At 60.1% G+C, this 14,567-nt stretch carries 17 protein-coding genes; 10 read left to right on the forward strand and 7 right to left on the reverse strand.

The features are described from left to right. The first annotated feature begins 3 nt into the window (after positions 1 to 3). The 3 genes from EKO19_RS24375 (at position 4) to EKO19_RS40000 (ending at position 1,997) form a co-directional block, all read left to right on the forward strand. Complete coding sequence (locus EKO19_RS24375) at positions 4 to 489, forward strand: TIR domain-containing protein (protein ID WP_129779444.1); 486 nt, start codon at positions 4 to 6, stop codon at positions 487 to 489. A 60-nt stretch (positions 490 to 549) separates the two neighbouring features. Further along, a complete protein-coding gene (locus EKO19_RS24380; protein ID WP_129779446.1) occupies positions 550 to 1,086 on the forward strand; it encodes a toll/interleukin-1 receptor domain-containing protein in 537 nt (178 codons plus the stop codon). A gap of 596 nt (positions 1,087 to 1,682) precedes the next feature. Beyond that, positions 1,683 to 1,997 (forward strand): helix-turn-helix transcriptional regulator, encoded by a 315-nt coding sequence (locus EKO19_RS40000; protein WP_217705549.1) that lies wholly within the window; start codon positions 1,683 to 1,685, stop codon positions 1,995 to 1,997. Positions 1,998 to 2,059: 62 nt separating this feature from the next. On the opposite strand, the gene EKO19_RS24390 is transcribed toward EKO19_RS40000, so the two are convergent. The 3 genes from EKO19_RS24390 to EKO19_RS24400 are packed head-to-tail and all read right to left on the reverse strand — an operon-like array spanning position 2,060 to position 2,876. After that, positions 2,060 to 2,449: a helix-turn-helix transcriptional regulator gene (locus tag EKO19_RS24390; RefSeq protein ID WP_129779448.1), complete on the reverse strand. Its 390-nt coding sequence runs from the start codon at positions 2,447 to 2,449 to the stop codon at positions 2,060 to 2,062. Then, the gene (locus EKO19_RS24395) at positions 2,446 to 2,664 is read right to left on the reverse strand and encodes a hypothetical protein (RefSeq protein WP_129779450.1); all 219 of its coding nucleotides are present in this window, start codon (positions 2,662 to 2,664) and stop codon (positions 2,446 to 2,448) included. The genes EKO19_RS24390 and EKO19_RS24395 overlap by 4 nt, the downstream gene beginning before the upstream one ends. After that, a complete protein-coding gene (locus tag EKO19_RS24400) occupies positions 2,661 to 2,876 on the reverse strand; it encodes a hypothetical protein (protein ID WP_129779452.1) in 216 nt (71 codons plus the stop codon). Before EKO19_RS24400 ends, EKO19_RS24395 begins: the two co-directional genes overlap by 4 nt. Positions 2,877 to 3,358: 482 nt before the next feature. Between EKO19_RS24400 and EKO19_RS24405 the strand changes: the two genes are divergently transcribed. Then, the gene (locus EKO19_RS24405) at positions 3,359 to 3,661 is read left to right on the forward strand and encodes a hypothetical protein (protein ID WP_129779454.1); all 303 of its coding nucleotides are present in this window, start codon (positions 3,359 to 3,361) and stop codon (positions 3,659 to 3,661) included. 878 nt (positions 3,662 to 4,539) lie between these two features. On the opposite strand, the gene EKO19_RS24415 is transcribed toward EKO19_RS24405, so the two are convergent. Beyond that, entirely contained in the window at positions 4,540 to 5,076 is a 537-nt protein-coding gene (locus tag EKO19_RS24415; protein WP_129779456.1) for a hypothetical protein, read from the reverse strand. A 57-nt stretch (positions 5,077 to 5,133) separates the two neighbouring features. Between EKO19_RS24415 and EKO19_RS38715 the strand changes: the two genes are divergently transcribed. Continuing rightward, positions 5,134 to 6,033 (forward strand): Fic family protein, encoded by a 900-nt coding sequence (locus EKO19_RS38715; protein ID WP_175597169.1) that lies wholly within the window; start codon positions 5,134 to 5,136, stop codon positions 6,031 to 6,033. A 131-nt stretch (positions 6,034 to 6,164) separates the two neighbouring features. On the opposite strand, the gene EKO19_RS24425 is transcribed toward EKO19_RS38715, so the two are convergent. Together EKO19_RS24425 and EKO19_RS24430 are read right to left on the reverse strand one after the other, a co-directional pair. Further along, positions 6,165 to 6,407, reverse strand: coding sequence for a hypothetical protein (locus tag EKO19_RS24425; protein WP_217705550.1), 243 nt, complete (start codon positions 6,405 to 6,407; stop codon positions 6,165 to 6,167). A 206-nt stretch (positions 6,408 to 6,613) separates the two neighbouring features. Continuing rightward, complete coding sequence (locus EKO19_RS24430; RefSeq protein ID WP_129779458.1) at positions 6,614 to 7,213, reverse strand: hypothetical protein; 600 nt, start codon at positions 7,211 to 7,213, stop codon at positions 6,614 to 6,616. 363 nt (positions 7,214 to 7,576) lie between these two features. Between EKO19_RS24430 and EKO19_RS24435 the strand changes: the two genes are divergently transcribed. Together EKO19_RS24435 and EKO19_RS24440 are read left to right on the forward strand one after the other, a co-directional pair. Next, complete coding sequence (locus EKO19_RS24435) at positions 7,577 to 7,846, forward strand: type II toxin-antitoxin system Phd/YefM family antitoxin (RefSeq protein WP_217705551.1); 270 nt, start codon at positions 7,577 to 7,579, stop codon at positions 7,844 to 7,846. Then, on the forward strand, positions 7,843 to 8,283 hold the full coding sequence (locus tag EKO19_RS24440; protein WP_129779462.1) for a type II toxin-antitoxin system VapC family toxin: 441 nt from the start codon (positions 7,843 to 7,845) through the stop codon (positions 8,281 to 8,283). The genes EKO19_RS24435 and EKO19_RS24440 overlap by 4 nt, the downstream gene beginning before the upstream one ends. Before the next feature lie 3 nt (positions 8,284 to 8,286). On the opposite strand, the gene EKO19_RS24445 is transcribed toward EKO19_RS24440, so the two are convergent. Continuing rightward, positions 8,287 to 9,279: an alpha/beta hydrolase gene (locus tag EKO19_RS24445; protein WP_217705552.1), complete on the reverse strand. Its 993-nt coding sequence runs from the start codon at positions 9,277 to 9,279 to the stop codon at positions 8,287 to 8,289. Positions 9,280 to 9,662: 383 nt separating this feature from the next. Here EKO19_RS24445 and EKO19_RS24450 point away from each other — a divergent pair, with 383 nt between their 5' ends. The 3 genes from EKO19_RS24450 to EKO19_RS24460 all read left to right on the forward strand — a co-directional run bounded on the left by EKO19_RS24450 (position 9,663) and on the right by EKO19_RS24460 (position 14,557). Beyond that, complete coding sequence (locus tag EKO19_RS24450) at positions 9,663 to 10,244, forward strand: RNA polymerase sigma factor (RefSeq protein ID WP_129779464.1); 582 nt, start codon at positions 9,663 to 9,665, stop codon at positions 10,242 to 10,244. Next, positions 10,222 to 11,271 (forward strand): FecR family protein, encoded by a 1,050-nt coding sequence (locus EKO19_RS24455; protein WP_129779466.1) that lies wholly within the window; start codon positions 10,222 to 10,224, stop codon positions 11,269 to 11,271. The genes EKO19_RS24450 and EKO19_RS24455 overlap by 23 nt, the downstream gene beginning before the upstream one ends. Before the next feature lie 97 nt (positions 11,272 to 11,368). Continuing rightward, positions 11,369 to 14,557, forward strand: a complete 3,189-nt coding sequence (locus EKO19_RS24460; protein ID WP_129779468.1) for a TonB-dependent receptor — start codon at positions 11,369 to 11,371, stop codon at positions 14,555 to 14,557. The last annotated feature ends 10 nt before the right edge of the window (positions 14,558 to 14,567 follow it).

A 14,567-nucleotide genomic window follows, 5' to 3' on the forward strand; every position in this document is an offset into this window, starting at 1 on the left:
TCTATGGCAAGAGAACCAGTCTTCTACAGCTTTCACTTCGACAACGACGTGTTTCGTGTTCAGCAGGTCCGGAACATGGGCGTAATCGAGGGCGATGAGCCCGTTTCGGCAAATGAGTGGGAGCAACTCAAGAGACGATCCGGCGGCGTCGAAAGGTGGATCGACGATAACATGAAGTACAAGCGGTGCGTTGTTGTGCTCATCGGCTCCGAGACCGCAAGTCGTCCTTGGGTGAAGTACGAGATCAAGAAGGCCTGGAATGACGGGCGAGGGCTGGTCGGTATCTACATTCACAACCTCAAATGCCTTCGAACCCGTACAACCTGTTCCAAGGGAATAAATCCGTTCGCAAACTTCACTGTAGATGGCCAATCAATGGCGAACCTGGTCACATGTCACGACCCTAACTCTTGGGATGCCTATGCAGACATCAAAGACAACCTTGAGTACTGGGTGGCAGATGCTATTGCACGGGCCAAGCGCCGTTGAAGTGCGGAGATTTCTGAATTGGCCGTCCTTTCGAAGAGCGACCTTCTGAGGCGATATAACTTGAGGCAGACGACGCGTCTGTCGGAAGGCGGTGAAAAGCAGTTCTCGAAGTATAGGTTGATGGAGGCGGGCAAAGCCTTTTCGTACACTACCAAATACGACGTGTTTCTATCTCATTCTTTCGATGATGCTCGCATCGTGCTACTGATCAAGGAAATGATCGAGGAGGCGGGACATACGGTCTATGTCGATTGGATGGAGGATGATCACCTAGACCGCGGGCGAGTGAACGAGGCTACCGCAAGAACACTTCGCGACAGGATGAATCAGTGTTTATCACTTATCTATCTTACGTCGCAATCCGCCGCACAATCACTCTGGATGCCTTGGGAGCTTGGGTACATGGATGCTAAAACCGGCAGAATTGCGGTTGCGCCGATTCTCGAAGACAATGAATCGTTTGAAGGGCGCGAGTACCTAGGTCTGTATCCATACCTTGACCTTACAGTCGGTAGGTTCTTCATCCAGCGTGCACCCCGCGAATGGACATCCCTACAACAGTGGATCGCTGGCGAGAATCCGCAGTTGCACGTCTAACTTCGGCCATAAGCCTTATCATCGCGACAACGGTGATACCGAGGGGCGAAGGAGGGCCGAATGAAGGGAATGATGGGATGGGGACGTCAGCCCATTCCGCTTCGTCTTTCTATCGCTCGAGATCGTCACGGTATAGCTTGTGACCACAGCGGTGCGAATCGCTGAAACTTTTTCGTTGAGTTCGCCTTCTCGCCCAGTTCTTGACGTCCTGTTCCTTCTGACTTACGTTCCATCTGGGCACCATCAGGTGTGTATTAGACTTGGCCGCCGAAGAACTTCCTGGTCATCGGTGGCACCCGCAGTGAATCCGTCAGAACGCCTGTTCTGTCCGATTCAATGAAGACGTCGCACGCTGACCAGCCAATCAGCGAGCTGATTACCTCGACCGCATGCGTCCACTACGGTCGCAAGACAGACGGCTTCCCATCGCCCGCGGGTCACCATCCTCACCGGGAATTCTTCACCATGCATGCGTCTCCGACGATTCTCTTTGCGCGCCGATCGGCGAGGATGAGCTTTGCTTTTACAATGCATTCATCCCGGTTAGGTCACGATAAGAATGCGTGGCTTCTTCGCACATCATGGGAGGGCGTAAGATGAACACGCCTCGTTTACTACGGCTGCGGCAGGTCATTGAGATCACCGCATTGGGCCGGGACACCATCTACCGCTACATTCGCGCTGGTCAATTCCCGCGTCAACGACGCATAAGTGAGCGCGCCAGCGCGTGGCGAGAGGATGAGATCAAGGAATGGGTCGACTCGCGCCCGATTGTCGAACTGAACTCTGAAACGCCGCAGTCGTCCGGGAGCCACCGACGAAGCCGCCGCGCAGCGAATTGTGACACAGCCCGAGAACCAGTGCCGACAGCGAGTGCCGTGGCTGTTGGAACTAGATGCGCGGATTCTTAACGATCCACTGCGCGGAGAGTCTCGGGCCCATGGACCTTGCGAGCCTAGTCGGGGCTGGCACATCATCCGGTCCTCTTGTTCGCGGCCTCGAGCGTATCGATGATCCGGATCACGAATCGCTGTTGCGTCTTGCTGAGTGCCTGAAGCCGCTCAGCGTGACGCATCGCTCTGGGTGACAGCCGGCCTTTGTGAGCGGGTGTCTGCCTGGCTAGTCCGATTAGATGCTCTACCGGAACGGTGAGCACCTTCGCGATCTTGGCAAGCACGAGTACGGAAGTGCGGCGCTCGCCGAGTTCGTACGCGAAGACGGCTTGCTGAGATACGCCGATGGCGCGAGCCAGCTCGGCTTGCGTCATGCCTCGAGCCTTGCGCAGCTGGGTGATTTGCGCGCCGAGCAGCGCGAAGTAGCGCTTGGACTCTGCTCTGATTCGTGGGGACAAAGTTGCGGTCATGTCCTGCTCTCCGACTGGCCGAGCATGGCAATCGCGCTTTCCACGAGCGTACTGAGCCCGGCGACGGCGTCCGCGAGATCGAGCTGCTGATGCTCGTCAGGATGATCGGCGGCAATCTCGATGCACTTCGCGACCGCCAAAGCTGTCTGCATGCGACGGTGCGGGGCGTGGACTTGGGCGCGTTCTCGCCGCGCCGAGGCCTTGGCAGCCTTCACGGGCCCTTCGCCCGGAGCTTGCGAAGCTCCTGTTCCAATTGCTCGATTCGGTCCAAGCAGCGCATGGCCAGCGCCACCATGCTGTCCAATGCATCGGCGGCATGGTTGAGCCGGAAGTGAAGCGAGCTTTGGTCGGCGCGATCAGCCCTCGCCGTCGCGCGCAGCACCTGCGAAGTAGCGAGCGTCTCGGCGAGCTGGGTTGCGGCGTTCATCGGTCACCTGCGGCCGGGTCAGGCAGGTGGAGCGGATGAGGCTCGCCGCGGAACGAGGCGGTATCGACTCGAGCGGAGAGGAAGAGATCGTCCGCGATAGGGAAGCGGAAGCGTCCCCGGACCCGACGGGGGACGATGGGCGTAGCCATGGACGGCACCTCAGTTTTGAGGGTGTGGTCAGGCCGTCGTCAGTGTCTCACTACCGGCGACAGCCGCTCATGGCTGCAGCTTCAGCGCGGGGGTACCTGCGGGGGTATCTCGATCCCTCGATGGTCCTTATAGCCTATAAATCAGCCGAAAACTCCATTCGCTCAACTCCTGCCGGGGGCACCAAGTCAAATTAATAACTTAAGATTATCGGCTGAGACTCAAATACCTCTATGTAGGCACAGTGTAGGCTGCGGCTGCGGATCGCCTCTCGGCAAAGATCGCCGCGCACTTATGTGGGATCGGGTCCATAACAACAGCGGGAACCGGATGCCATGACATCGGATGAGCTGACGCCGGAATTCATTCGTACGGTCAGAGAAGGCGGGCGAGAACGCATCACTAAGATGTACGCGCAGTTTGCCGCGCTGGATCGGTTGATCGCGGCCGGCAGAATTAAAAGGGTTCGCGGCGGATATCAGATCGGCGACGGCGCCGCGTATGAGCAGGTCGGGTTGCTCATTAGCGGAGCGACGATTTCAGCAAATGGCCGAATGAGTACGGTCAAGCTGATGAAGCGAACGAAGAAGTTTGACGCCACCGCCAGAAAGTTCGGCGTGGACACGCCTTCGGAATGAAGGTGCGCACGCAGATCATCGTTGCAACAGCCGGGACGCATCCAGCAAGCAAAAGAGAAGGCGGCTGATGAGCGAACTCGTTGACGCTATCGTCAGTAGCGACTTTCTGAAGCTGGTCATTCCGGCGGCTGGCGCCATTGTCGCGTGGTTCTGGAACGAACGCCGGAAGGTGCGTCTACGACTTCGTCGGTCGACTTCTCGGCGAGGGTCATGTGCCAAAACGTTGGCAGTTATGAATAACCGCCTACACTTTGACACATGGTAATTCCATCCAGTCAGCACGCGTTGCGGCTTGCCAAGCGGTGGCAGGGCGCAACCGCGCGCGATTTCGCGGAGGCAGGTATCCATCGGCAGGTGCTCACGCGCTATGCTCTTGAACGATATCTTTATCGATTGTCGCGCTCCACCCACGCCGAAAAATTTGTTTTGAAGGTGCGCTCTTAATGCTCGCTTGGATGTGAGACACCTTCCGTCCAACGCGCGACGCGGGACATGCTGTCCTTTCTGCGCAGAGACTCACTGCGATTTTTCGGCGTTCCCAACTTCATCATGGGGGTGGATCGTGATTGGTTGGGATCTTGAGAGTGCCCAAATGAAGCTCAGCAGGGTGGGATGAAGCAGACACTCAGTGGACGCTGCCGGCGAGTTCGTCGGCTCTGATCCCGAGCCGAAACCGATGAAGTCGTAGACAGGACATCGACTCCTGTGTCCGATTTCATCCTGGACGCCACGCCTGTCAACGACAACCGCTGTGCCGAGTTTGGCGACAATAGGGCCTAATTACGACCAAAATGGCGACACAGGTGTCGTCTTGTGTCTAAAATGGCGACATAATGGCTATCTTACCCCTAAAATAGCGACACCATCAGCCCTTCCTTCTATGCCTTCCTTATGTGGAGAACAGCGACGTGCTGAAGCTCGCCGGCAATGACCGGGCCGAGGCCAGGCGCCTGCAGCGGCTGGCTCGGCAAGGGCAATTGCAGCGGCTGGCGCCCGGCATCTACACCGACAACTTGGATGCGCCCATCGAGTCGGTTACCCGCAGGCACCTCAATGAGATCTGCGCGCTCATCATGCCTGGCTGCATTGTGTCGCATCGTTCCGCGTTCGAGCACCGGCCGACAACCGGCGGACAGTACTTCCTCACCGGCCCCTACCGGCGCGAGGTGCAACTGCCTGGAGTGAAGCTGCGTTACGCCCGGGGCCCTGGTCCCACCGACACAGACATCAAACTGCCACTGCAGAGTGCCGATGCATTCATTTCGAGTCAGGCTCGGGCTCTGCTGGAGAATCTCTCGCTCAGCCGCGGCGATCCCGCCGAACGACGCACGCTGGGGGCTTCGTTCGTAGAGGAGTGGCTCGAGCGATTCATCAGTCGTGACGTGAGCAATGAAGTCAACAAGCTTCGCGACCATGCCCGATCGATTGCGGATTCATTGGGTCTCAACGAGGAATTCAAAAGGCTGGATGCGATGATCGGCTCGCTGCTCGGCACGCGGGCAGCGACATTGATCACGCCTCAGGCGATCGCGCGCGCCGCACGTCGCCCATACGACGATGATCGGGTGACGTTGTTCGAAACGCTCGCCGCTGAACTTCAGAGCAACCCGATGGTGGTGCCGCCCGCGGCTGCTAATGAGGATCCGCAGCTGCAGGCGTTCATCGAAACATATTTCTCGAACTTCATCGAAGGAACCGAATTTGAGATCGAGGTGGCGCACGACATCGTGGTCAACGACCGGCCACTGCAGTATCGCGAAGATGACTCCCATGACATCTTGGGAACCTACCGCGCCATCCTGCGCTCGAAGCGCGACCCAAGCCTCCCGCAGAGTGCGGAGGCGTTTATCGCTCAGCTCAAAGATTGGAATCGACTCGTCATCGAATCCCGCCGGGAGAAGCACCCAGGCGATTTCAAAACGGCGGCAAACCGGGCCGGGCAAACCGTCTTCGTCGACCCGGACAAGGTCGTCGGCACGCTGATGAAAGGCTATGAAGTCACGATGGCGGCCGCAACACCTGCCAACCGGGCGGCGCTGGCGATGTTCGTCGTCACCGAAGTGCATCCGTTCGATGACGGCAATGGTCGTACCGCGCGTATCGCCATGAATCATTTCTTGTCGAATGCAGGGCTGACAAGAATCATCATTCCCACGATCTATCGTGACGACTATCTCAGCGCACTGAAGGCGATGTCGAATGGTCATCCCGTGCCGTTGCCCCGCATGCTGGCCTTTGCTGCAGGCTTCAGTCGATGGCTCGATGTCAGCTCGAAGGAGAAGGCGTTTCGAGCGCTGGCGCAATCGAATGCGATGAAGGAGGATCCGAGGAGGTTTCGTTTGGAGATTGGGGATGGGGGAAGGGCGATTTAGCCAGTCATTCCGACTTTGCTGGAAAAGGTGGGACGAATGACAGTGCCAGCTTGCTATCTGGCCCGCGTGACGTCGTTGGCCGAACCGTGGCGCTCACTTTCCGTCCGGCGGGTTTGCTTCTAAGTCGACGCTCATGCGACGACTTCGGATGGTCTAAAAGGCGGGATGAGCAAATCCGCGGGAATGTGAAACCAGTCGGGCAGCGACGGCGCACATCTCGGCCACCGAGAGCGCTCATACGCCTCGGTCAGGTACGCTTGAGCCACCATCCGGGCTTGGTCGGCCGGATCCTTCGAGTTCATCAGCTTCTCAATCAGCGCCTTGGCCTGCGCGTGATCCGCGTCGTTCTGGAGGACGATCAGTGTGGTCTTCATTACACGGTCTCCGCATTCACCTTTTTGTAGTCCTCATGCGATCCGAAGAATCGGATCATCAGCATGTAGAGAAGTGCCAGGCCAGTTTGCTCACTTGCGCACGGTCTTCTCCGAAAAATGGGAGGTGCAAGATCTCTGGACCCTCACTGGACCAACGGCGTCGAGTCCACGCTCGGCGATTGAGCGTCGGTGGGTGCCGGAACGCGTCAGTGCGGCGGCGGCGACTCCACGATCTGCCGGCGCAGCGTGTTCGCCTGTTCCAATTCAAAGGGCGTGAGTTGGTCGCGCAGTTGCCGGTAATAAAGATTCGGATCGTCGACGAACTGCTCGAGACGTTGCCTGAAGTCGGGCTCCGGATTCAGATCCACAGAAGCCATCAGATAGGCATATGCCACCGCCTTGTTCTGTGGCAATCCCATCTGACCCGAATAATGAAGTTCCCAGACACGTTCCAACGCGGCTCGATTTCCCGCGCGAGCTGACCTATCCAACGACTGCACGATGCTCGCACGCGCCTGAACGATTTCCTGTGTCGCGTGCTCTGACCATACCTCGCTTTTTTGCACAAAGGCGAGCTGAGCATTCGTCACTCCCGCTTCCGCCGCTCTGAGGAGCCAGTGCAACTCCAACGCTCTCTCCGAAGCAGGGATCGTGGCGCAATAAGCGACTCGTTCTTGCGGAACGTCCTGGGTGGCAGACAGGCGGCGGCATGCGAGCAAGATACGATAGAGCTGGAAAGCGCCTTCCCCATCACCGGCTTCGGCGCGTTTGCGTATCTCGTCAAAAGGCTTATCGAAGTCAACCATGGGGGCGATCCTTTGACCTGCCGGAATTCTGGTGCTCATGTTGGACGTTGGCGCACCGACGCCAGTCGAGGCTGTCTGCTGCCTCGGCGCGAGTGCATCCTGCCAATGCAACTGACAGCAGGTTCCCGAGACTGCAGCCTCGATTTCGACAACTGGTCGGCCGGCGGACGCGACATCTGGGAGGGCTGCTGTTACATGAGGGATGACCTTGGGGAACGGACATGTAGCGATAGATCAAGGACTTGCCAAGGATCGCCGCCCTTTACCTCGACGCCACACGAGTCCGCGAGTCGTGCTAATCTAGTCAGCATGACTAGATCACCCAAATCCAAATCCGGCCCCCCCAAGAAGCCCCAGCGCGCCATGGCCAAGAATCGACGGGGGTATTGGCTCCTGCAGGATGCCAAGGCGCGTTTCAGCGAACTGGTCCGCAAGGTCAGGAGCGAAGGGCCGCAGCACGTGACCGTGCATGGGCGCGACGAAGTGGTAGTGATCGCTGCTGAGGACTTTCGACGCATGCAAGGTGACGTGACCGGTGAGGCGCTCATCGCAGCGATGCAGGCATCACCTTATCGTGACATTGAGATCGCGCCAGAACGCGAGCCGATGCCCGTGCGAGACATGTCTCTGTGACGGGCTGGCTGCTGGATACAAACGTTCTTTCAGAACTGCGTCGGCCGAGGCCGGAGCGTAAGGTGGTCGCCTTCGTTGCGAGCCAACCCCTCGATCTGTTCCATATCAGCGTCGTGACGCTGGCTGAGATCCGCTTTGGTATCGAGCTCGTGCCCGATGCCGGACGGCGCTCCGAGCTCATGGACTGGCTCTCTCACAAAGTCCGGCCCATGTTCGAGCGACGCGCGCTCGTGGTATGCGAAGACGTCATGTTCAAGTGGCGGCTCATGGTCGAGGAGGGGCGTAAGAGCGGGCATACCTATTCGCAACCCGATCTGATCATCGCCGCGACCGGCCAGCATCACGGCCTCACAGTTGTCTCGCGCGATACCGCCGAATATACAAAGGCGCGCGTGCCAGTGTTCAATCCATGGGTGGACACTTTGTCTGATTCCTGAGTATCAGCGATCCTCCCTCCACAACCACCGCAGTATATCCGGCAACAGTGCGCCCCCGTGCGTATCCGAATGAGCGCCGTCGCCCCAGACATGAGTGACTTCGTAACGCGGGCCTGATGATTTCCTCCGATCAGCCTCGGCGTTTGCCCAGTTGAATGACGCCAGCATCTGTTGATTGGCGAGAAACCAGTTGCCGTGCTCGTTATCGAGATCGTTTGAGCCGTCCTGCAGGAAGATTCGCAGCGGCCGGATCGGGCTCTTGCGGATCAGTCCCGGATATAGATCGCCTCCCAACACCGGCGGTTGTCCGTCCTGCGCCGGGCGATAGCCGATCGATACGTAGCTGCCGATGATGCTGATCACCTTGCGGAAGACATCCGGCCGGTGCCAGGCAACGGTGAAAGCGCAGATGGCGCCGCTGCTGGTGCCGCCGATCGCGCGTTGTCGAGGATCGTCGGTCAGGTGGTAGCGGCTGGCGATGCTGGGGAGCATTTCTTCGACGATGAATCGTGCGTAACGATCGTCCAGCGCATCGTATTCCGCCGCGCGATGATCGGGATTGTTCATGCCCAGGGTATCCGGATAGGTGTCGGCGAGGTGGCCCGGCGTGATGAAGATGCCGATGGTGACTGGGATGTCGCCTCGGTGAATCAAGTTGTCGAGCACCGTCGGCACGCGCAGGGAGCCCTGCGGGTTGGTGGCGCGTTGGCCGTCCTGAAATACGAGCACGCTCGCGGGCCTGGCTTTGTCGTACTGGGCCGGCACGTAGATCCAGTAGCGACGGACGGTGCCGGCAAAGATCTTGCTGTGAAACTCGAGCGGTCCCAGCAAGTTGCCCTGAGGCACTCCAGGCTGGACCAGCGAGTCGGGCTGCAGGGGATAGTCTCCCGGATTTCGCGGCGTTTCCGCGGCTACGCCTGTCGTGACTGCGAGAGTCATTGTCAGCACCCAGCCGTACAGCGCAGCGATCGTTTGTTTCCGTGCGTCGATGATCATGGGGCGTCCTTTGGTTGAAATATATCCTGAGGCAGATCCTGCCTGAGCTTTCGCAGCCTGGAAACGGTTCTCGGCCTACAACGCGGCGTTTACCGAGTGCCTGTCGACGACCGGCAGAATCAATGTGAACTGGAGTCGCGAGTTTCCATTCCAGCGCGAATACGCCACCGGCCTTGCCGGTGCCACAGAATGGCATGCTGATGAGCATGCGGGTACGAGATGTCGGGACACGCACCCCGAGCCAGCCAGCGGCGCCACGGGGCCAACCCTACCTAGACGAACCAAACCGCCCGATCCACCCTGGGCGCCGAAAAAATCTTCGTATGCGCGGAAATGGCTGGATTTCCAGTGTATTGCGCGTCGGCGCGGGTTAGTCTCCGGCCATGGACGAGGAACTCGACAACTGGTTCGCGCGCGAAGTGCTGTCGCACGAACCGGCCCTCGTCCGGTACCTGGCCCGCATCTGGCCCAGGCATCACGAAGTTCATGACCTGCGCCAGGAGATCTACATCCGGGTGTATGAGGCCGCGCTCAGGTCGCGGCCGCAGAATCCCAAGTCATTCCTGTTCACCACGGCGCGCCATCTCATGGTGGATCGGGTGCGGCGCGAACGGGTCGTTTCCATCGAAGCGACGGCGGATCTGGACGCCTTGAACGTCCTGGTAGATGAGATCTCGCCGGAGCATCACACCAGTGCTCGGCAGGATCTGCGACGTCTCGCCGATGCCTTCGACATGCTGCCCGTGAAATGTCGCGACGTGGTCTGGATGCGCAAGGTCGAAGAACTTTCCCAGCGAGAGGTGGCGGCTCGCATCGGCATTACGGAGGGGGCGGTGGAGAAACGCATCACCAAAGGCATCAGGTTGCTGGCAGAGCTTTACTACGGCGGCGACGCCGACGATATCGGCGGCGCTACCGCGGCCGCCCGGACGGAGACGGAGCATGGAAAGCAGAACGCAGATTGAAGAGACGGCCGCCCGTTGGGTGGCGAGGCGCGATCGCAAGGACCTGTCTCAGGCCGATGAGCAGGAGCTCGCGGCCTGGTTGCAGGCGTCCATTGCTCATCGCGTGGCGTTCATTCGCCTGGATTCGATGTGGCGTGAGGCAAATCGTCTCAAGGCGTTGGGCGCCGGCGTCGGTGTGGGCGTCGTGCCGGCGCCGGGTGAATGGCAGCGATCGCCTTTCCTTGGCAAGAAGGCGCCACAGGGCCGGCCCGTCACGGTGCAGACAGCATCAGGCAAGCCTCGCAATCGACCTGTCGTACGGCTTCGTGTGCTCGCCGCCAGTGTCCTGGTTGGAGCGATAGCAGTCGGCACGGCGTGGATGATGAAGTCGGCTGGGCCGGCGTATCAGACGCATGTCGGCAGCATCGAGGGCGTGACACTCGCCGACGGTTCACGCGTCCTGCTGAACACCGACAGCAAAATCCGGGTCGAGATCAGCGCCACGGAGCGGCGTATTCAATTGAATCGGGGCGAAGCGTTTTTCGATGTCGCCAAGGATCCTACGCGGCCCTTCGTGGTGGTGGCTGGAGAGCAGCGGGTCGTTGCCGTGGGCACCAAGTTCTCGGTGCGTCGATTCGAGCACCGCTCGGATGAAGTGCAAGTGGTGGTGACGGAAGGGCGCGTTCGCATGGAGCCGCCAACGAGCGCAGTGAAGTTGCCGCCGGTCACCGTCGCTGCCGGAAACATCGCGCGTGGCAGTGGCGCGGGCGTCCTGCTGGATGCGCAACCCGAGCGACCAGTGGACGAATACTTGACCTGGCGTACCGGCTTCTTGATGTTTCGCGCCACTCCGCTTGCGGAGGCCGCGGCCGAGTTCAATCGTTACAACGCGACCAAGATCGTCATCGACGATGCGGCGGTCGGCGCCGTGCGCATCGGGGGCAACTTCCGCTCCGACAATGTCGAGGTTTTCGTGCGTCTGGTCGAGCGCAGCTTTCCGGTGCGAGTGGAGCGCCACGGCGAGCGGATCGTGTTGACGGCGAATTGATCGAATTAGTTGGGTCGAACCGTTCGGGATTCGTGTCGTTGCTTCGTCCCGGTAATTACAACGGCCGCGTTAGAGCCGTTCGGGGAGCAACGTAGATATGAAACCTGCCTCGCTGCGCGCTGCCATCGCAGCCATTCTTTGTTCGTCGGCCTTGTTCACTGCCGCGCACGCCGATTCGAAGTTGATCGACGTGCCCGCGGGCGATCTGGTCGTCGCGTTGGAGTCGTTGGCCAAGCAAGCCGGTGTCGAGTTCTTCTATCAGACGGAGCAGCTCAAGGGGCTGCGCACGCAGGGGGCACGCGGCAACCTGTCGCCCGAAGAAGCGGTGACGAAACTGCTGCAGGGAACGTCGCTGACACTGACCACGGATAAATCGTCCGGAGCATTGCTGATCGTGGCGCCGACGGCGACGACGCCCGCTGGCTATCAGAAGTCTTCGTTCGCCGTTGCCGGTGGCAACGGAGCCGTGCGGCTTGCTCAAGCGGATCTGCCACGAGATGCCGACAAGTCCGCGGCCGTGAAGGACTCAGCGTTGGGGCGGGATGTTCCTGAAGTGCTGGTCGAGGGCTCGCGCATTCTGAACATGGACATCCGGCGCACTCGCGATGACGTGCAGCCGTATGTCACCTTCGATCGTGAAGCGATCGAGCGTTCGGGGGCCACCGATCTCAACGACTTCTTCAAACAACGGCTGACCATGAACAGCACGGGAACGAGTGCTGTACAGAATGCCGGTGCACAGCTGGGCGGCGCGCAGGGCGAGATCAATCTGCGCGGCATGGGCAGCAACAAGACGTTGGTGCTGATCGACGGTCGCCGCGTCAGCGCCCCGTCGTTCAACAACACGGTGTATCAGGCAAACATCAACACCATCCCGCTCGGTGCGGTGGAGCGCGTCGAAGTGCTGCCGGCCACGTCCGCGGGTATCTATGGTGGCGCGGCGACCGGTGGTGTGGTCAACATCATTCTCAAACGAGATTTCTCCGGCGTCGACGTGCGGTTCGGCTACGACAATACTTTCGACACGGATTCCTCCATGCAGCGGGCCGACGTCGCCGGCGGCTGGTCCTCGGCGAATGGACGCACCAATATCACAGGGTTCGCGAGCACCTCGAATGCCAATGGCATGTCGACCAGCGATCGCGATTTCCTGGCACGGGCCCGCTATCGGATGTTGCAAAACAATCCGAGTGGGGCATACAGCGTGCAGACGTTGCCGGTGGGAACGACGACCAACATCGCCAGCGCCAATGGACAGAACCTGGTGCTCGACAACGGGACGCCGCTCAACTCCCTCTTCACGTACGCGCCCGCCGGATATGCCGGGGCGGCGAGCGACGGTGGCGCGGCGTTGGTAGCGAATGCCGGCTCTTACAACTTCGCGGTGTCGCCGACCGCACAGGTCGCACTGACTCCGGTCTCGACGGGCGGTGAGCGCACGCTGTTGCAGGCGAGCGAGCTGAACTCGGCGATGTTGACGGTGCGGCACGCGTTCACGTCGTCGTTGGACGGTTACGTCAGCGGTATGTGGAACGAGCAGCTGGGCGGCAGCGAGTTGGGCGTCGGAGGCGTGTTTACGTTGCCGGCGAACGCGCCGACCAATCCCTTTCAGCAAGCCGTCATGGTACGGGTGCCCAGCAGCGACTTCGTCACTCAGACCAGCAACCGGAATCTGGGGCAAACGCTCAACGCGGGCCTGATCGCGAGATTGCCGAACGACCTCGCTGTGTCGTTGGACTACGGCTGGAGCCGAGCCGAGCTGAAGTTCGAATTTCCACGGGGATTCATCACTCCAGCGGGTACGGCGGCGGTCACCACTGGCGCGGTCGACGCGTTACGCGACCCGAATTTTTACGAGACGGACTTCCTGCCCTATCTCGCGCATTCGCAGTATTCGATCAAGCCGTTCAAGAGCACCGTTCAGAACGGGTCGCTGCGGTTCTCGAAACCCGCCTGGCAATTGCCGGCGGGGCGGTTGACGTTCGCCGGTTTGCTGGAGCGTCGCGAAGAGAAGATGGACGAGGGCTCCTACTACCAGGGTAACAGCGTGTCGGAAGCGGTGTATGTGTTTCCCGATCGCTCGCAGACGATTACGAGCGCCTATCTCGAGACCACGGTGCCGTTGGTGTCCGCAAGCAATCGCAAGCCGCTCGTAGAGAACTGGCAGTTGCAGCTGGCGGTACGTCGCGATGAGTACGAGATCAACGGTTCGACGGGCGCTTATGCGCTCAGCGCTTCGCCACCTCAGGTCGATCGTGCCACCAAGCGGCTCGGCTCGACGGACTTCACGTTCGGCACGATGTATTCGCCGGTGAAGTCGTTGGCGCTGCGTGCCAGCTATGGCACGGGCTTCATGCCGCCGTCGGTAACCCAGCTGGTGGCCTCGAGTCCCGGCCTCATCACCGCCGGGCAAGGTTATCTCGATCCGCGTCGAGGCAATGAAGTGATCGCTGCCACGTCACAAGGCGGTGGTTCCACCAGTCTCGATCCGGAACAGTCTCGCAGTTTCTCCGCGGGCCTGGTGTTCTCGCCCAGCGCGTTGGACCTGCGTCTGTCGCTCGATTACGTGCTGGCCGAGCAGGACGATCTGATCGGTTTGCCGCCCGGTGGCGTGTTGGGCTTCATCCAGTACGAGAATCTGTTCCCAGGTCGGGTCGTCCGTGCCGCGCCCGCACCTGGCGATCCTTACGGTGTCGGCGCGATTACTCACGTCGACGCGACCTCGATCAACCTGGGTCAGGTCAATGTCGAGGCCTTCGACGCAGCGCTGGATTGGCGGACGACGCTGCCAAAGGGCGAACTGGCGGTGGCTCTGGCGGGCACGCTTCAGACGAAGTACGAGGTGCAGCTCCTGGATGGCGCCCCGCTCACGAACTACGTCGGGGTCTCGGCCACCTATCCGCTGCGTTTCAAAGGCAATGCGTCGGTGACCTGGAGTCTCGACAACTGGTCGGTGGGTTGGTCGTCGCGCTACTTCGATTCGTACGTGACCGCCGATCCCTCGCTCAACTCCAATGCGACGTATGTGCTGACTCAAGGCCACAACGGCCACGTGCCGAGCCAGCTGTATCACGATCTGGTGATTCGCCATTCATTGGATATGTCGGGCGGCGTGGGCAGTCGCCTCGGCGGATTCCTGAATGGACTGGAAGTGCAGCTCGGTGTGCGCAACGTGTTCAACACGTCGCCGCCGCTGGATGCTTATGCCTACAGCGCGGGATTTTACAGTCCCTATGGCGATCCACGACTCGCCAGCTACTGGCTGTCCATCCGCGCGAGCATGTAACCATGAGTGT

Origin of the sequence: Peristeroidobacter soli, assembly GCF_004138485.1 — a bacterium.
Lineage (GTDB): Bacteria > Pseudomonadota > Gammaproteobacteria > Steroidobacterales > Steroidobacteraceae > Steroidobacter > Steroidobacter soli.